We start from the raw sequence: 17142 nt of genomic DNA, 5'->3' as shown, positions 1-17142 counted from the left end.
AACGCGGAGCATTGGCACGATAGTGACAAGGCTCGGCTACAGATCAGCGTTCAGCCCAAAGCGTTTTCTCAGGGCCATATCCAGTAGCCCTTTGGGTAGCAACCACGCCATCAGCGGCAGTAGGCGTGAGCCGTTGCCCAGGCGCAGCAGGCGTGGCGGACGGGTGTGTTGCACGGCCTTGAGCAAGTCGCGAGCGAATTCGGTGACGGGGGTAGGGTTGTCCAGAGAGGCCCTGGCGCGTGCACGAATGCCTTCGCGAATCGGCCACCAGGGCGATTGTTCGCTGATCAGTTGCTCGGCTTCGTGGCTGGCATTCTTCGCGAAGCTCGACGCAATCGCGCCGGGCTGAACCTCCATCACCTGGACGCCGAACGGCGCCAGTTCCAGACGCAGCGCATCACTGAGCGCATGCACCGCCGCCTTCGACGCACAGTAAGCCCCCGCAAACGGCGTGACCAGCACACCGGATACGCTGCCGATGTTCACCACCAGCCCCTTGTTGCGGCGCAGTGCCGGAAACAGCGCCCGGGTCACCCCGATGACGGAAAATACATTGGTTTCGAACTGGCGCTGCAAGGCCTGCACACCGCCGTCGAGCAGGGGACCCATCGCGCCATAGCCAGCGTTGTTGATCAACACATCCAGGCCGCTGTGCTCCAGACCGGCGGCCAGTTGCTCCAGTGCCATGCTGTCGTTGACGTCCAGTTGTACGGCGATGAAACCCGCTGCACTGAGTGCCGCGACATCGTCGGCCTTGCGCGCAGTGGCCCAGACCTCGTAGCCAGTGGCCTTGAACGCGTCGGCCAGAGCACGGCCGATTCCGCTGGAACAGCCTGTAATCAAAGCGATGGGCATGTGGAATCCTTGTGGTCAGTCCGAGAAACTGCCTTGTAGATGTTCTGCGCGAAATTCCAGGGTTTGCGGGCGGTAACCGTTGCGCAGTGCCGGCACCGGCACGCAATCCTGCCATGTGCCTTTGGCCTGAAGTTCACCGGGGCCGCGATAGCGTGCGGACGCGTAGGTGTTGTCGGTCAGATTCACTGAATCACCGGGCGCATACGCCGCGATTCGCCAACGCAGTTCCTGCAGGGTCACCTGATTGGTGTTGGTGATGCTGACCTGCAACGGACGATCTGCCGGGCAGCCTTGCGGGTTGTAACTCAGGCGGATATCCAGATGCTCAAGCTGGCGCGTTTCCCGACTGTCCTGCCAGATGACGATAGCCGCCACCGCCCCGAGCGCGACCGCCGCAGCCAGCGAGACAGGCAAGGCCTTCGCCGGATAACGGAGCAGAAGGATCAGCCAGGTGAGGATTAACAGGATGCCGATCAACATGCGGGTCTCCAGCGAGGGCAATGCTGGACATCCTACAGAAACCGAAGAGGGATTGACCAATGACCGGCCTGAGACAGGTCAAATAAACTTCGATGGTCACTGAAGTCTTTCTGACGCCAGACTGATATTACTGAACCAGGCTGTAAATGGCAGATTCCGGGGTATCGGACCACGTGTCCATGCCCGTCACCTGCACCGAGCCGGTAATCCTGGCTTCTTGTTTCGGTTGAAAGCTCATGGATGGGTCCGTGCCTTTATTCTCAAGCGTTATGATGGTCGGATCACCTGAGGTTATGGGCGATGAGCCTATTAACAGCGGACGGTTGCTATTGTCTGCGTTGACCAGGTTGAGTATGACGAACGTGCAGCGTGGGTCTTTGAATGCGGGTAATTCCAGAACGATGCCTTTACTCAACGAGATTTCGTTTTTTGCTGACGCTCCTTTTACAACCGGGATCGGGAGGGTTGGTGCAGATGGCGTAGCCATATCTGATAACTCCTGTTTGAAGGCGTAGGTTGGGCGTAAAGAGAAAGCCGATTACGTTCAAACACCCTAAAGATGCCGGGCAAAGGTATCTACTGACAGATATGACAGTGACCCTTGGCGGTGCATTTTCAGAAGGCCGTTACTTGAGGATTGCAACGCAGAGAGCAGCACGCCTTCCATGAATGGATAAGCATGAATGGATAGGGCGGAGCCATAAAAAAGCCCCCGGCAATAATGTGCGCATGACACTGCGCAAAGAATTACCGAGGGCTGTTTCACTTGCAGCTAAAAGCGTCTGTTAGCGAGCGATAGTCTGTGTTTTCACACCCGCTTCAAGCGCGTTCGAGCGACCGTAGATATCTTCGAAACGCTCGATGTCGTCTTCGCCCAGGTAGCTGCCCGATTGCACTTCGATGATTTCCAACGGGATCTTGCCCGGGTTGCGCAAGCGATGGACCGAGGCGATCGGGATGTAAGTGGACTGGTTTTCGGTAAGCAGGAACACGTTCTCGTCACAGGTGACCTGCGCAGTACCGGATACCACGATCCAGTGTTCGGCGCGGTGGTGGTGCATCTGCAGCGACAGGCAGGCGCCCGGCTTGACGGAGATACGCTTGACCTGGAAACGACCGCCCATGTCCACCGAATCGTAGGAGCCCCACGGACGGTACACTTCGAGGTGGTTCTGGGTCTCGGTGCGGCCCTGTTCGTTCAGGGTAGCGACCATCTGCTTGACGCCCTGGACCTTGTCCTTGTGGGCAATCATCATCGCGTCCTTGGTTTCGACGACCACGATGTTGTCCAGACCGATCACCGATACCAGTTTGCCGTTGCCGTGGATCATGCAGTTGCGGCTGTCCTGGATAACGACGTCGCCCTTGGTGACGTTGCCGTTGGCGTCCTTGGCGTTGACTTCCCACAGCGACGACCAGCAGCCGACATCGCTCCAGCCGGCCGACAGCGGTACGACGCAGGCGCGCTGGGTTTTTTCCATGACTGCGTAGTCGATGGAATTGTCCGGGCAGCAGGCGAAGGTCGAGGAGTCGATTTCAAGGGCGTCGCCGTCCTGTACGCTGCGCTCGAGGGTCAGCAGGCAGGTGTCGTAGATGTCCGGATCGTGCTTTTTCAGCTCTTCCAGGAAGCGGCTGGCGCGGAACAGGAACATGCCGCTGTTCCAGTAGTAACCACCGGCTTCGACGAACTCCTTGGCGCGTTTTTCGTCCGGTTTTTCGACGAACTGCGACACGCGGCTGACGCCTTCCGGCAGCAGGGCATCGGCGGTGGACTTGATGTAGCCGTAGCCGGTTTCCGGCTTGTTGGCCGGTACACCGAACAGCACCATTTCGCCGCGTTCTGCGGCGACGGTTGCCAGAGCCAGTGCGCGTTGCAGGGCTTTCTGGTCTTCGATGACGTGGTCGGCTGGCAGCACCAGCATCAGGCCGTCATTGCCTTCGTTGACCAGCTTCATGGCGGTCAGTGCAACGGCGGGTGCCGTGTTGCGGCCGAACGGTTCCATGAGGATCGCCTGGGTTTCCAGGTTCAGTGCAGCGAGTTGCTCGTTGACGATGAAACGGTGGTCCTTGTTGCAGACCACGATAGGCTCCTGCATGCCTTCGAACACCAGACGCTCCAGGGTTTGCTGGAACAGGGTGTGCTTGCCGGTCAACGCCAGGAACTGTTTAGGGAATTGTTTACGCGAAAGCGGCCAGAGTCGTGAACCACTACCGCCTGACAAGATAACTGGAATCATTTTGTTTCTCCAAAAGCATTCAATTAGGGCCGTACGAGGTGTCTGTCGTTTCTGTCTTGTTCTTATTCCGCGCTGGCCGGTTCAGTGCTGACGCCCTGAACCGACCGGCATAATCCGTTTAGCGGGTAGCGACCGGTGGCTTGACCCACACTGGCGAGAGGCTGCTGCCACTGCCGGTGATGTAGAGCACAGCGGCTTCGCCACGCTCCAGTGCCACAGGTTTCACATCGGTGACTTTCTTGTCGCCGTCGTACAGCGCCAGGCTGACCTTGACCGGGTTGATTTCACGCTCGCCGGTGCCTTTGGCCGCTACAGCCTTGACCACGTCGGTCTTGCCATCAGCGGTTTTCAGGGTCAGGGACTTGTCGCTCAGGTTTTGCACACGAACCAGGGATTTCTGCTTGTTCTTGAACGGTGGCTCTTCGACCAGCTGTGGTTTGCCGCTGGCGTTGTTGACGATGGTGTAGTAGTGATCACCCGCCAGTTTCACTGGCAGGCTCTGGCTGCCCAACTTGGCGGTGTAGTCGCCCTGCGGCATGAAGCTGAACGCAGTGCTGCCCAGTGGCGCCACTTCGTTGAGGTTGGTGTTGCCGACGGTGGCGCTGATTTCGGCGTTGCTGGCGTTGTAGACACGCACGAAGGTCGAGCCTTTTGGTGCTGTCGGGCCGTACAGGGCGGAGTCACCGGCGAAAGCTTGCAGGGACATCAGGCCCAGACCTGCGGCCATTGCGCAGGTTTTGAACAGGCGTTTTGCGGCCGAACGGTTGGCAGTAGTGTTAAAAGTCATGAGTCAGTCCTCTCAGTTTTGCGCCCGGTTGGGCGACTCGGATTGTTTGGCGTTGAGCGCCACGTTTTCTTGGGTATCACGCGATTTCTTCAGCTCGGCGATCCACTTAGGATCGAACTCGCCAAGGTCGTTGTGTGCCGGCAGGTAGCGCTCCGGGAATTCCCAGATCACCACTTGCGGCGGGGTGTTCTTGAAGGCATCGGTCTGCAGGTACTTGAGCATCGGCAGGATCGGGCCATGGCCGTCTTCGGCGTAGTTGACGACATCGCTGCGCAGCGCTTCTTTCAAGGCGCCGACGAAGTTCCAGTTAGGGTTGGCGCTGTAGCTGGTGCCCACCAGACCCACCGGGATGTCGCTGTCTGCGAACAGCGCGTCACCGCCTGCCGCTTCGCCTGCTACTGGATCGGTGCTGCGTTTCTGCAACTCGTCCGGCTTGGGCAGCATGTTGCTGAACAGCGGATCCAGCGGCAGGAATGTAGTCAGGTCACCCTTGTAGGTTTCGGTTCCCTTGGCTTGTGTGACGAACTGCTCAGGTTCGCCTTCCAGTGGCGTTTTCTGGGCAATCGCGGCGCTCAGTTGCTGCGCGGCGACTTCGGCACCCATTGGCGTCCAGTGAGTGTCGGTGCGCAGGAAAACCTGGCCCTGTTGCTTGGCAGCTTGCAGCGGCGCCAGCAGGTCCGGGGCAAAGATCCCGGCCTTGGCGACCTGAGCGTGGAACTGCTGATACAGGTCGGTGTGCAGGCTGGCAGGCTTGCTGTCACCGATGTGCTCCGGGTACAGACGGGTCTTCGCCGGAACGATCGCCAGGACCAGTTTGGTGCCCTGTTTTTCCAGTGCGTCACGCACACCCTGAATGATCGCCAGGTTGTCGGCTTCGTTCTGCTCGCCGTTGGCAACCGCGTCGAACTCTTCGTCGGTATACAACCACTGGTCCTTGCCGAGTACGACGCCCGGACGACCTTCGTTGAACAGTTTGAAATCCAGCGCCGCCCAGAGGTTGGTGCCCAGACGCTTGATGGGGAACTCATCGTCATAATGAGTTTCCGCCGCCTTGGTCCATTTGCCGTTGAGCACAGTGGTCTCGGCCGACGTCGAGAAGGTGCTGAAACTGCGCAGCGACCAGATCCCGAGGGCCAGCAGAATGCCCAGAAAGATAGCGATGTAGAGGATTCGTAATGAACGCGTCATGTCAGTCTCCTCAGAACTGGAAGTAAAGGAACGGCGAGAAGCTTTGCGCCGAAAGTTTGAGAATCGAAGCCACGAACAGCAGCAGGATCAGTGCGCGCATGGCGTAACGTGGCCAGTCGGCTTCCCAATAGGCCGGTTGCACCTGAGCTTCGCTGCCCACGGTGTAGCCAGGCATATGCAGGCTGCCAGGCGCGTCGCCAGGAACCGCTTTGATGGTGCCCGGTTGCGCGGTTGCAGGACCGTCAGCCTTGGTGCTCTTGCCGGTGTCTTTTTCGCGGTTCTGGTAGAAGTCGCGCAGACCGAAGAACGCCAGTGTCAGATAAGCCACCACCAGCGTTGCGACTTGCAGACCGGTCAGGCTGGCGCGGTTGAGCTCGGACAATTGCCATTCGCCGAAGCTGAACATGGCGCCGTACATACGACCGGCGACATGCAGGTTTTCAGCGCGGAAGATGACCCAGCCGATGATCACGAGCAGGAAGGTCAGTGCCCAGCGGATCGGGTTGAAACTGTAGGGTTTGGTATTGATACCGACCGCTTTTTCGATCGCCAGCCACATGCCGTGCCAGGCACCCCAGATGATGTAGGTGACGTTGGCTCCGTGCCACAGACCGCCAAGCAGCATGGTCAGGAACAGGTTGCGGTAGGTCGCGACTTTGCCGCCTCGGTTGCCGCCCAACGTGATGTACAGGTAGTCACGCAGCCAGGTGGACAGGCTGATGTGCCAGCGACGCCAGAACTCGGTGATCGACTGGCTGATATAGGGCTGTTTGAAGTTTTCCATGAAGCGGAAACCCATCATCAGACCCAGACCGATGGCCATGTCGCTGTAACCGGAGAAGTCGAAGTACAGCTGCGCGGTGTAGGCCAGCGCACCCAGCCAGGCATCGCCGGTGGTCGGGTTCTGCAGAGCGAAGCAGTGGTCGGCGACCACGGCCAGGGTGTCGGCGATGAACACTTTCTTGATGAAGCCCTGCATGAAGCGCGTGGCACCTTCAGAGAACTTGTCCAGCGTGTGGGTACGGTTGTTGAACTGGTCGGCCAGATCACGGAAACGCAGCACGGGGCCGGCGATCAAGTGCGGGAAGATCGCGACGAATGCAGCGAAGTCGATCAGGTTGCGCGTGGCCGGGGTATCGCCGCGGTAAACGTCGATGATGTAGCTGATGGACTCGAAGACATAGAACGAGATACCGATCGGCAACAGCACGTGAGTCAGGATGAACGGTTCCAGACCCATCGAGGTCATGGCTGCGTTGATGCTGTCCACGCCGAAGTTGGCGTATTTGAAGTAGCCCAGAATACACAGGTCCACGATCACGCCAAGCAGCAGCCATTTCTGTGCCGGCTTGGTCCGCACACCTGCTGCGCCTACCTTGAGACCGATCCAGTAGTTCCAGACGGTCACGCCGACGAACAGCGCCAGGAAGTCCACTCGCCACCAGGCGTAGAAGACATAGCTGGCAATCAGCAGCAGCAGATTACGATAGCGTTGCCCGCTCAGATAGTACAAGCCGAGGAAGATCGGCATGAACAGGAACAGGAACACGTTGGATGAGAAAACCATCCTTATCTCTCCGTTTGTCCAACATTCAAGGGCTCACAGCCCCCCCAAACCCCCCGCAAAAAAGGAGGGGCAAATCACTTCACAGCTTGTTCGCGAAGCTGGCCAGGCGAGATCCGGTTTTATGGATGCATCGCCTGGACATATGTCTTCGCGGACAAGTCCGCTCCTACAACCAACGGCGTATCACTCGCTGACGTTGTCTCCCTTGTCGCCTTTTTCGTGCGACGGGTCGAAGACCTTGGTCAGGTCACCGCCCAGGCGGAACGTCTTGAACGGCTGCTTTTCGTGTTTCTCTTCCAGCACATCCGGGCTGCAGGTGTAGAGCGAGCAGTACGGTTCGAGCCAGGCGAATTTCGGATCTTTCTTCAGGTCCGTCATGTCCTGTTTCTCGCCGTTGTGGTCAGCGAATATCGAAGGGTCTTTGACGCCGGCCAGAACCCGGTCACCCAGACGCTTCAGGGCACCATTGTTTTCCGGACGCAGGTCCACGCCGTTGGCCTGGGCGAAGCTGGCAATCATCGCGAGCGGTGGCAATGCGTAGTTGTGATACGACAGTGCACGCTGACGACGCTTCATCTCGTTGGGCAGGAAACCGTCCTTGTCCACTTGATTGGCAGCGACCTTGTATTCCTTCACGGCCCAGTCGAACAGGTCCTGACGATTGGTGGCGACAGCGGTTGCCATCACTGACCAGGCAGCCCAGTACGAGTGGTTGTTGATTTTTTCCAGCGGCAGATTGCTCCAGTCGCTGACCACCTGATCGGCCAGCTTGCTGAACCAGGTCTCGATGATCTTTGCGTCCTGCTGACGGTTAGCCAGCGGGTGCGACTCGGAGAACTTCAGGCGCAGGTAGGCGGAGGACATACTGCCCAGTGCCCATTTGCGCATGGATTTGCCGGTGTGGTTGAACTCGCGCGACTCCAGCGCATCGGCCTTGGCCCAGGTGGTCATCATGTTCAGCGCGCAATCGAGCTGTTCCGGACGACCGTCGCGCATGTACTGCATCACGACTTTGCTGACGCCACGCTCAAGGGTGGTGATGTCCTTGGTCGCATCGCGGAACGCTTCTTCGGATACCGCGTTGAGCGTTGCGCGCGCCTTGTCCGAACCCTCGTACTTGCTGCGGAACACCAGCTTGTCGGTGTAGGGCTTTGGAATGGCTTCACAGCTGAAGTTGTGATCGCCAGTCTTCATTTTTTCGATCGGGGCGTCATAGCCCTTGGGTGGAACCAGTGCGGCGGACGCACCCGTGGCCCAGGCCATCGATGACAGGATTGCCATCGACAGCAGGGTAGGGCGTATCAGTTTAGGAGTCTGCATAAGTCACCTCATAGTCCGGCTTGAGCGGTGTGTGTCGCAGCGCTCGGGAACACGTTGCGTTTGCATACTTTGGCTTCGACTTTTTGTGGTGCCGTGCCTGCTTCCGGTCCCTGGATTTCCAGTGCCAGCAGTTGCTGGTTGGCCCAATCCTCATCCTCGCGCAATTCAAAGGCGAAGCGTCCATCGGTGTCTGACGTTTCAGGTTTCTCGATTTTCAGATCCTCGTGGCGACCGTTCATGTACCAGAGTCTGGCCTGAAGGACTTTCACCGAGGTGTCGTCAAACTTGATGTCGATCTGATTGCTGCCGTTGCGGATGTCCTTGATGCCATTCTTGCCGTTGACCAACACTTCGTTGGTGCCCGGCTTGAGGGTGGTGCTGGCGCTCATGACGGCAGGCTTGCCTTCACAGCCGTTGTCCAGCAGCGACATCATCTGGCGATAGATGGTCTCCTGATCCAGGCGATACAGCGGCGAGAATTCCCAGATGAGAATCTTCGGCGGACGCTTCTGGAAGTCTTCACTGCCCAGGTACTGCAGCATCGAACCTTCCAGGCCACCACCAGGGAACGCTACGTTCAACACGTCGGCACCCATGTACTCCTGCAGGAAGCCAGCGAAGTTGTAGTTCTTGCCGCTGTGGCTGGTACCGACCAGGGTGATTTCCGGGTTACCGGAATCGCCGAACAGGTCGCCGTCGCCCGCCTCACCCTTGGGCTCGGTGGTGAACTGGTCCATGTACTGGATCGCGTAGCTGGTGCCGCACAATTGACCCGCCATATTGTGCAAAGTGCCCGTCTTGCCCATGCGTCCGGAAATATGGCTTTCGAACTCACGCTTGGGGATATCGCTGTAGCCCGGAACTTTCTTCACGGTTTCGGCAACGATTTTCGCCGTACGCTGCGCGCCATACGGCGTCCAGTGCTGGTCACCGCGGAAGTAGAAGTCGTGCGCCTGCTGCTCGTTGGTCAACGGCGACAAGTCAGGGACCCAATAGCCCATCTTGCTGAAGCGGCCGAGCATGGCCTGATAGTTTTTCAGCGCCTTGTCGTAGTCGAACTTGTCACGTTCGGCGGGGAACAGCTTGTTGCGATCCACCAGACCACGGGTCGGCTGATACACCACGACCAGCTCGACGCCTTTGCTCTTGAACGCATCGTGCAGTTCTTTCATGCGGCGATAGCCGGCAGGCGTGGTGTCGAACTCGGTGCGCAGGTCTTCCTGAGTCCGGAACAGCCAGTCGCCCTGGGCCTGGACCAGCGTGGTGAAGTTCTGCTGATAGCGCGTGGTGTAGTTTTTCGCGTCATGCGCGGCCGGGCACAGTGAGCAGCAGGGCTCGGCCTTGAACGTCGGTGCTTGCGAGTCGTCTGCCCGAGCGACACCCGCGGCGGCCATCAAGGCGGCGGTGAGGCTGGACAGGCTCAACAGCTTGATCAGATGTGCGTGCATAACAATACCCTTCCTCATTCCCGCAGCTCGGTCTGGCTTTCGACGGGGTCGATCAATACGGCTTTCTTCTGGCGTACCAGCAGGTCGAGGATTTCGTCCTGGCGCTCACCGAGGACGCCGTTGAGGCTGATACCGACTTCTTTGGTAGGCATCAGCATCGAGACGCGATACAGCTCGACACTCAGTGGCGAGTCGATGGACAGCGGGCCGGAGCCATTGCTGGACAGTTCGCCGCCGACCATGATCAGCGAGACCTGAGCGTCGAACGGATCGAGCTCGATGTCGCGGTCGGTGTCGCTCAGGTCCTTGATGTGGCCGTAGACGCCCATCAGGCCGTTGCCCATGGCGACGTTCTCGTACAGCTTGATGTTCACACTGTTACGTACGCGGATACCGTGGCGGCGGTTGGCGATCACGCGATTGCCCCACAGCAGGTTGTTGCCGCTTTCGTACAGGGTGATGCCGTCGGTGTGGTTCTGGTAAATCTCGTTGTAGGCGACGATGTTGCCGACGCTGTTACGGTCCAGAACCACGCCGGACAATTTGTTGTTGTGGCTCTTGTTGCGGAAGATGAAGCTGTTGTCCACTTCCCGGGAAATGATGATCCCGTGCTTCTTTTTGGTCCCGTAAACGTCGTTTTCGGCGATGATCAGACCGTGCGAGCGGTCGTGCGGGTCGATGCCGTAAATGATGTTGTCGCGGTAGGTGTTGCCCTTGACCACGAAGTCGCGGGTTTCATAGCAGTAGAAGCCGTACCACATGTCCGAGAACTCTGAATCGATGATCCAGCCCGTCGGTTCGGGACGCTTGAGCACCTTCGCGGTGTTGGGCGTGTACTGGGAAATACTGATGCCGTAGGACTTGCTCTGGTCGTAACCCAGGCTCGCCATTTTGGTATTGGCGATCCAGGTTTCCGAGCCACCCCAAGTCAGCAGGAAAGGGCGAAACTCGTCAGGCTTGCGATAGGTCGCCAGGCTGTTGCGGGTTTCACTCCAGCCATTGACCTGAGTGTGAGTGATCAGCATCTTGCCTTCACTGACGATGAACGAGCCCTTTTCCTGAGACAGACGCAATTCCTTGGTCTTGCTGTCGATCTCGAAGGTCCCGGTTTCCTTGATCAGGATCGGCAAGCGCGCCACGTAGACACCTGGCGAGACCTCGTTGAGGAACTGCTTGGGCACCTTCTTGGCCAGGTCCTGCAGGTTCACGTAGCCGTCGGAAATCATGATCGCTTGCGGGATACCGCGCTGACGGTTCACCCATTCGGCCATCTTGTTGTCACCGCCGATGAATTCCTTCAGGCCGGTTTCTTCCATCATCCGCGAAACAGTGACCTTGCCCGGCTTGTTGCGCACGATCTTTTTCAGGGCGGCTTCGGCGGTGTAGCCCTTGAGGTCGGGCAACACCGGCTTGGCCATTTCCAGCGGCGCGGTCGGCGGGCTGGTGATGGTGTAGGTCTTGGCCTGATGCAATTCCTTGACCAGCGCCTTCTGTGTGTCGGGTACGACAGGCGCGTTGGCCAGCGCCACACCGCTGGCCATCAGCAGGGCGCTGGTCAGCAGTGCGCTTTCGAGCAGGGCGTGCGGCCAGTGCCGGCTACGCCCGTTGCTTGTATGACTGTTCATCTCTGGCACTCCTTTGGCGGTTCGCATCAGAAGCGCCAGATGACGTCGACAACAGCGCGGTGCATGTAGCTGTCCACGTTGCTCTGATACGCGTCGCCTGGCTTGAAGACACCTGCGCGCAGACGCACCAGTGCCGAAGGTTCATCGAACGACTGGCTCAGCGAGGCGGGCAGCAGGCCTTGCTTGAAGTACTTGGTCACGACCAGGTCCATTTCCTGACCCAGGTCCTTGCTGCCGTCTTCCAGTGGCAGCGAGCTGAAGGTACCGTCCTGATTGTCGTTCACCGCATTGATGCCCGAGCCGCCGATACCGGTGTTGCCGTCCACGCGACGGAACTTGTGGTAGATCAGCGACGCGTCGTATTCCTCGTTCATCTGCCAGGAGGCGAACAGCGAGCCGGTTTCCACGTTGGCCATTTCGCCCTGGAAGGCTTCACCGAAGCGATGGATGCGCGAACGCGTGCCGGTCCAGTTGGAGCGGTTACTTTCCAGACCGTTCTGGACGTAGTCTTTGCTGGCGCGCGAGTAGGCGGCGCCGACTTGCCATTGCGGGTCCAGACGCAGACGCAGGCCCAGGTCGGTGGCCCAGCCGTTCATGTCACGGCTGTTCTTTTCGCCGGCGATGAACTGGTCGTTGGCGGCGGAGGTCACGCCGATTTCGTCGCGCGTTCCGTTCAGCCAGGTCAGGCTGCCCCAGTAGTTGAGCTGATTGGTGTTGCTGCGATAGTTGTAGGCATCGCTGTCAGCCTGCAGGCCGACCCAAGTCAGATCGCCATTGGAAGTCTTGTCCAGATCATCCAGCACCTGGCCCTGGGACTTGAGCTTACCGTCGTCAGCACTGTGGTGAGCGCGGATGCCGGCCCAGTTGCCCGGTGTCCACTGATAGCTGACCGAGCCGAACAGGTGCTTGCGATCTTCGTCGTCAGGTGCCAGTTCGGTCAGGTCGGTGCGGTACTCGCTGAAACGCTGGGCAGCACCCAGTTCAGCGCGCAACAGTGTGGTATCGAATGACCAGTTGATGGCCTCGATGTTGGTGTCGTGCCATTGACCGTCGTCGTTGCGCAGACGCTGACGACCGATTTTCAGGATCTCGCCAGGGTAGGGCGTGAAACCGCTATAGCCGATCCAGAATTCACGCAGTGCCGCGTAGGTCTTGTCGGTTTCGCGCTCGCTGGCGGTGCCGCGCGAGGTCTGCGTGCCGCTGCCGTCGCTGTTGCTCTGCTCCAGCGGGTCGGTCTGAATGATGTCGGTGGCGGTGACCACCTGGCCCATCGCGTAACCGCTCCAGTCGCCGCGTTCGCCATAGACCCAGGGACGCAGGTCCAGGCCCACACCGTTGACGTCGCCGCCCGAACGGGTGCCCAGATCGCGATCATCCTCGGCCTGCGCCGTGGCTTTGATTTCGATACCGAAATTTTGCGGTTGTTCGGTCAGCGCTGCCAGCGTCGGGCAGGCCCACAACAGGGTGAAGCCAAGGCCCATGCCGGCGGCCATCAGGGGATTCAACTTCATAATGCTTCCTCACCGTCTTTTTCTTCTTGCAGGGCCTGCAATGCCATCGCGTTCTGAGTGGCGTTAGCGCCCCGGACTTTTTGCTCGCGTGCCAACAGGTCTTTGGCGGTGGCGAGCTTTTCAGGCGGCAGTTGTGTGTTGAGGGCCTCGGCAAGCTCGGTCGCTTGCGGGGTCTGACTGGCCAGCGCCAGTTGCGCGAACACCCAGGCGTTGACCGGGTCGGGCATAGTGCCCTTGCCCTGCGAGAACAGTTGCGCAAGGGCGAAGTCGGCGCTGTTCTGGCCACCACGGGCTGCAGTCAGCAGCTCGTCCACGGCTTTTTGCGAGTAGACCTGGCCCAGGTAGCCGCGGCGGTAGATCTGACCCAGGTAGTAATGGGCAGAGATTTCCGTTGCGGTGGCTTTCTTCAGGTGCTCCTCGGCCTTGACGGCATCGGGCGTGACCCATTTGCCTTCGTAGTACAGGCGGCCAAGCAGCAGTTCGGCGCGAGGCTGGTCCGCCGCGCGGCCGTTGTTCAGGTATTCCATCATCTTGTTGACGTCGCCCAGTTCGGGGAAGTCGTAAAGCAGTTTGGCCAGCGTGACCCACGAGACCGGGTAGCCCGGCGCAACGCTTTCCAGCAATTGCTGAGCGGTCTTTTCGTCCGGCGTACCGATGGTGGAGTCACCCAGTACGCGCGCGACGCTGTCCACTCGTTGTGCATTGACGCGGCCAGCGGCGTATTCGCTCTTGAGCTTTTCGATCAAGGCCGTGCGTTGCTCGGCCTGGCCGCGTGTCTGGTAGACAGTGGCCAGTTCGACGTAGCAGATATCGGTGGCCGACAGCGCCTGTTTGCAGATGCTCTCGACTTCATCGAGGTGTTGAGCATAAGTGCCTTGGGTGCGATACAGCAGCACTTGAGCCAGACCTGCTTCCGGATAACCGGCGGCGCGCCACTCACTGATCTTCTGCTGCGCATTCACTTCAGGGAAGGTGTGCGGGTATTGCAGATAAAGCATCGCCAGCGGGATCAGCGTGCCGGATTCGCCATTGGCGAAGGCCTTTTTCAGCAGGCCTTCGGCTTCGCGGTGTTCGGCTTCGGTAGCGTCGGGCTTGGCAGCCAGCAGACGGCCCAGGCGCGACTGCGCCCGGGGGGAGGTCTGCGCGGCAGCGCGGTAGGTCGCTTCGGCCTGCTTGAGCTGAGCCGGGTCGCGAGTCGCGACCTGAATATCAGCCAGGCCGACTTGTGCGTCGCTATAGCCCAGGTCCGCCAGCTGCCGATAGTTCTGCTCCGCCAATGCCGTGTCGCCGTTTTTCAGGGCTTCATTGGCAAGGCGTTGATCAGGCAGGCCGGCACAGCCGCTCAGGCCGAGCGCGACGGCGAGGCTCAATAGCGTGGGGGTCGACAGGCGTCGTAGTGGGCTGTTCATGGTTACAGACCCGCAGCCATGGCTTTATCGATCAGCCAGTTCACGGACGGGCCGCGATCGCTGACCACTTCGACAGGGCGACCGGCAAGCGAGCTGCTCAGGCTTTCGTCAGGCTTGATCTGCACGCGGATGTCGGTGGACAGGTCGGCGTCGCTCAGGTTGGTGCTGCTGACGATCTGACCGGTACGCAGTTTGTCTTCGCCAGCGATCTGGAAGCTGACACGTGTGCCTGGCTTGACGTCGTTGAACTGGCGATAAGTGAAGCGTGCTTCAACGGTAGCCGGCGCGTTGCGTGGCACCAGTTGGAAGATCACCTGACCTTTGGACGCGAACTGACCGTCGGCAACCAGCTGGCGAGCCACGACGCAATCGCACGGGCTGGTCATGGTGCCGCTCATCTGCTTGCCGTACAGCTCTTCGATCTTGGCTGGCTGCAGGTCTTCACCGGTCAGGCTGCCCTTGAGCATTTCCAGCATGCTGGTGTTGAAGGAGGCCAGTGGTGCGCCTTTGGCGGCTTCGCCGTTCTGGGCGACCAGGCTTTGCACGGTACCCTCACGTGGCATGGTCACGTCCATGCTTGGAATGGTGACCAGACCAGCCGATGCATGGCTGACGAAGTACAGGCCGTAGATCGTCTTGAAGATAAAACCGAAAGCGGCCAGACCGACAATGAACACGCCCAGGCTGAAGGTCACAGCGCGCAGGCGACCCATGGCGCTCATGCCGCTGTCCTTGCCCTTGACCTTGCGTGCCTTGGTGAAGTTGTCGCGCTGCAGCGTGGCCAGCACTTCGCCCAGGGTCACGACTTCGCCGGACAGGTGCGAGGTGATCAGGTGGCGCAGGGTCGCGATGTCCTGCGGTTCCAGGTTCTGGAACTGGCAACCGATGCGGTTGCTGGCGTTGTCGATCGAGCGCACTTGCAGGTCGACGTCCATGGCCAGGCCAAGGTTGTCGATGATGAATTGCAGGCGTCCCTTGACGATCTGACCTTCGCTGAATTTCTGCCCGGACGGAGCAACGAAGCTCAGGCCGCCGGCCGACAGGTCTTCGACACGTACCAGTGGCGCGTTAGGCTGATCATTCAGCAGGCGCAGCTTGGCAGGGATCTTGATCCGCGCGTGTTGGCGCTGGGCTTCGGATTCATGTACGACGTTCGCATTCACGGCTGTATTCATGGCTATTTTTCCTACTTAAGCAATTAATCCGTTGGCCCGGTCAAACCATCGTCAACAGCACAGCGACGAAGATGGTGCCAGCCGAGAAAGTCATGGTTCGGGACGACCACGTGTTGAACCAGCCCTGAAAGCTGGCCATGTCGCGGCTTAGTTTGGTGTCCTGGCGAGTCCAGGACTGGCGGTCCAGGCGGAAGAAGACATAGATCTTCATCAGCGCGCCGACGATCTGGTTGTAATAGAGAATGATCGGGTAGGCAGGCCCGATCCTGTGTCCCGACAGGGACAGCAGCAGGGTGAGGATCAGACGGGTCATGCCGATCCACAGCAGATACATCAACAGGAACGCGCCGCCATACTTGAAGCTGGCGATCAGTGCGACGGTCAGACCGAGAATGGAGGTCCACATCGACACACGCTGGTCGAACAGCACGATGCTGGTGAAGATCCCCAGGCGACGTACGCCTAGACCCAGTGCACGCGAGTTCTGACGCAGGTTGTTGCCGTACCAGCGATACATCAGCTTGCGGCTGGCTTTCAGGAAGCTCTTCTCGGGCGGGTGTTCCACGGTATTGATCGCTGCGTCCGGCACGTAGAACGTGTCGTAACCCAGGCGCATCAGGCTGAACCAGCTGGACTTGTCGTCGCCGGTCAGGAAGCGGAAGGTGCCCAGACGCCAGTGATTGAGCGAGTCGCTTTCCACGTCGGCAATGAACTCGGGGTCGGTTACCACGGTCGCGCGGAACACCGACATGCGACCGGTCATGGTCAACACGCGTTTGGACAGGGCCATCGAGCACATGTTGATGTGACGCTGAGCGAAACGCAGCTTGTGCCACTCGCTCATGATGTAGCCGCCACGCACTTCACAGAACTCGTTGGTGGTCAGGCCGCCGACATTGTCGAACAGCTGGAACCACGGCACGGTCTTGGCGACCACACCTTCGTTGAGCACCGTGTCGCCGTCGATCACCGCAACCACCGCGCGGCTGTCTGGCAAGTGACGCGAGATGGCGCGGAAGCCATAGGCCAGACCATCGCGCTTGCCGGTGCCCGGAATGCGCACGAAGTCCAGCTTGACGCGCTCTGGCGGATTGAACTTGGCCCACATGCTCTTGACCAGCAGCTCATCGGACATTTCCACCAGCGAGCAGACGATCGTCGTCGGCAGGCCGCAGTCGATGGCTTCGCGGATAACCGAGTTGTACACCTGTGCGGTGGTCAGCGCGTCGATACGGAAGCTGGTGACCATCAGAAACACATGGGACGGGTCTGCTGCACTGCCCAGCTTGCGAACCTTGCGGCGCAAGTGCGGGTAAACGATGTACAGGAAAATCATCCCGCGTACGAAGTGCGTGATCCCCATTGAGTAGCGCCAGATACCAACGGCGCCAATCAGGAATATAAAGTTCTTCGACTGCGAGTCGAAGATACTGGTAGGCAATGCCGCGGCAAGGCCCATGAGTAAACTTAAATAGAACAGCCAACCTGCGGCCTGTAACAGGCCGTGCTTGAGCCTCTGCATAATCGTATCCCTAAGTCA

At 59.4% G+C, this 17142-nt stretch carries 14 protein-coding genes; all 14 read right to left on the bottom strand.

From position 1 onward, the window contains the following. Positions 1-36 precede the first annotated feature (36 nt). Entirely contained in the window at positions 37-855 is an 819-nt protein-coding gene (locus JOE29_RS19420; RefSeq protein ID WP_029571643.1) for an SDR family oxidoreductase, read from the bottom strand. A 15-nt stretch (positions 856-870) separates the two neighbouring features. Continuing rightward, on the bottom strand, positions 871-1335 hold the full coding sequence (locus JOE29_RS19415) for a hypothetical protein (protein WP_003415164.1): 465 nt from the start codon (positions 1333-1335) through the stop codon (positions 871-873). 127 nt (positions 1336-1462) lie between these two features. Further along, complete coding sequence (locus JOE29_RS19410) at positions 1463-1822, bottom strand: hypothetical protein (protein ID WP_044311918.1); 360 nt, start codon at positions 1820-1822, stop codon at positions 1463-1465. Between the two features lie 298 nt (positions 1823-2120). Beyond that, positions 2121-3572 (bottom strand): mannose-1-phosphate guanylyltransferase/mannose-6-phosphate isomerase, encoded by a 1452-nt coding sequence (locus tag JOE29_RS19405; protein ID WP_003341715.1) that lies wholly within the window; start codon positions 3570-3572, stop codon positions 2121-2123. A gap of 118 nt (positions 3573-3690) precedes the next feature. Then, the gene (locus tag JOE29_RS19400; RefSeq protein ID WP_003316943.1) at positions 3691-4359 is read right to left on the bottom strand and encodes an alginate O-acetyltransferase AlgF; all 669 of its coding nucleotides are present in this window, start codon (positions 4357-4359) and stop codon (positions 3691-3693) included. A gap of 12 nt (positions 4360-4371) precedes the next feature. Beyond that, on the bottom strand, positions 4372-5547 hold the full coding sequence (locus JOE29_RS19395; protein ID WP_210079773.1) for an alginate O-acetyltransferase: 1176 nt from the start codon (positions 5545-5547) through the stop codon (positions 4372-4374). Between the two features lie 10 nt (positions 5548-5557). Next, on the bottom strand, positions 5558-7114 hold the full coding sequence (locus JOE29_RS19390; protein ID WP_003316941.1) for an MBOAT family protein: 1557 nt from the start codon (positions 7112-7114) through the stop codon (positions 5558-5560). A 183-nt stretch (positions 7115-7297) separates the two neighbouring features. Beyond that, complete coding sequence (locus JOE29_RS19385; protein WP_004402835.1) at positions 7298-8434, bottom strand: mannuronate-specific alginate lyase; 1137 nt, start codon at positions 8432-8434, stop codon at positions 7298-7300. Positions 8435-8442: 8 nt separating this feature from the next. Then, the gene (locus JOE29_RS19380) at positions 8443-9882 is read right to left on the bottom strand and encodes an alginate biosynthesis protein AlgX (protein WP_003408874.1); all 1440 of its coding nucleotides are present in this window, start codon (positions 9880-9882) and stop codon (positions 8443-8445) included. Between the two features lie 14 nt (positions 9883-9896). After that, complete coding sequence (gene algG, locus JOE29_RS19375; protein WP_044311917.1) at positions 9897-11507, bottom strand: mannuronan 5-epimerase AlgG; 1611 nt, start codon at positions 11505-11507, stop codon at positions 9897-9899. A gap of 26 nt (positions 11508-11533) precedes the next feature. Further along, complete coding sequence (locus JOE29_RS19370) at positions 11534-13018, bottom strand: alginate export family protein (RefSeq protein ID WP_003316937.1); 1485 nt, start codon at positions 13016-13018, stop codon at positions 11534-11536. Beyond that, positions 13015-14427 (bottom strand): alginate biosynthesis TPR repeat lipoprotein AlgK, encoded by a 1413-nt coding sequence (gene algK / locus JOE29_RS19365; RefSeq protein WP_004419028.1) that lies wholly within the window; start codon positions 14425-14427, stop codon positions 13015-13017. The genes JOE29_RS19370 and algK overlap by 4 nt, the downstream gene beginning before the upstream one ends. A gap of 2 nt (positions 14428-14429) precedes the next feature. Further along, complete coding sequence (locus tag JOE29_RS19360) at positions 14430-15602, bottom strand: alginate biosynthesis protein Alg44 (RefSeq protein ID WP_003316934.1); 1173 nt, start codon at positions 15600-15602, stop codon at positions 14430-14432. A 40-nt stretch (positions 15603-15642) separates the two neighbouring features. Continuing rightward, positions 15643-17127: a mannuronan synthase gene (gene alg8 / locus JOE29_RS19355; protein WP_170846032.1), complete on the bottom strand. Its 1485-nt coding sequence runs from the start codon at positions 17125-17127 to the stop codon at positions 15643-15645. Positions 17128-17142: the final 15 nt, after the last annotated feature.

It is taken from the genome of Pseudomonas sp. PvP009, from assembly GCF_017832995.1.
GTDB classification, from domain to species: domain Bacteria; phylum Pseudomonadota; class Gammaproteobacteria; order Pseudomonadales; family Pseudomonadaceae; genus Aquipseudomonas; species Aquipseudomonas syringae.
The sequence above is the reverse complement of the archived record's forward strand: the minus strand, read 5'-3'. Positions and strand labels throughout refer to the sequence as shown.

What these genes read in the sequence shown, in the direction of transcription:
- JOE29_RS19420 (WP_029571643.1), bottom strand. Translation starts at nt 855, where the DNA reads ATGCCCATCGCTTTGATTACAGGCTGTTCCAGCGGAATCGGCCGTGCT.
- JOE29_RS19415 (WP_003415164.1), bottom strand. Translation starts at nt 1,335, where the DNA reads ATGTTGATCGGCATCCTGTTAATCCTCACCTGGCTGATCCTTCTGCTC.
- JOE29_RS19410 (WP_044311918.1), bottom strand. Translation starts at nt 1,822, where the DNA reads ATGGCTACGCCATCTGCACCAACCCTCCCGATCCCGGTTGTAAAAGGA.
- JOE29_RS19405 (WP_003341715.1), bottom strand. Translation starts at nt 3,572, where the DNA reads ATGATTCCAGTTATCTTGTCAGGCGGTAGTGGTTCACGACTCTGGCCG.
- JOE29_RS19400 (WP_003316943.1), bottom strand. Translation starts at nt 4,359, where the DNA reads ATGACTTTTAACACTACTGCCAACCGTTCGGCCGCAAAACGCCTGTTC.
- JOE29_RS19395 (WP_210079773.1), bottom strand. Translation starts at nt 5,547, where the DNA reads ATGACGCGTTCATTACGAATCCTCTACATCGCTATCTTTCTGGGCATT.
- JOE29_RS19390 (WP_003316941.1), bottom strand. Translation starts at nt 7,114, where the DNA reads ATGGTTTTCTCATCCAACGTGTTCCTGTTCCTGTTCATGCCGATCTTC.
- JOE29_RS19385 (WP_004402835.1), bottom strand. Translation starts at nt 8,434, where the DNA reads ATGCAGACTCCTAAACTGATACGCCCTACCCTGCTGTCGATGGCAATC.
- JOE29_RS19380 (WP_003408874.1), bottom strand. Translation starts at nt 9,882, where the DNA reads ATGCACGCACATCTGATCAAGCTGTTGAGCCTGTCCAGCCTCACCGCC.
- algG (WP_044311917.1), bottom strand. Translation starts at nt 11,507, where the DNA reads ATGAACAGTCATACAAGCAACGGGCGTAGCCGGCACTGGCCGCACGCC.
- JOE29_RS19370 (WP_003316937.1), bottom strand. Translation starts at nt 13,018, where the DNA reads ATGAAGTTGAATCCCCTGATGGCCGCCGGCATGGGCCTTGGCTTCACC.
- algK (WP_004419028.1), bottom strand. Translation starts at nt 14,427, where the DNA reads ATGAACAGCCCACTACGACGCCTGTCGACCCCCACGCTATTGAGCCTC.
- JOE29_RS19360 (WP_003316934.1), bottom strand. Translation starts at nt 15,602, where the DNA reads ATGAATACAGCCGTGAATGCGAACGTCGTACATGAATCCGAAGCCCAG.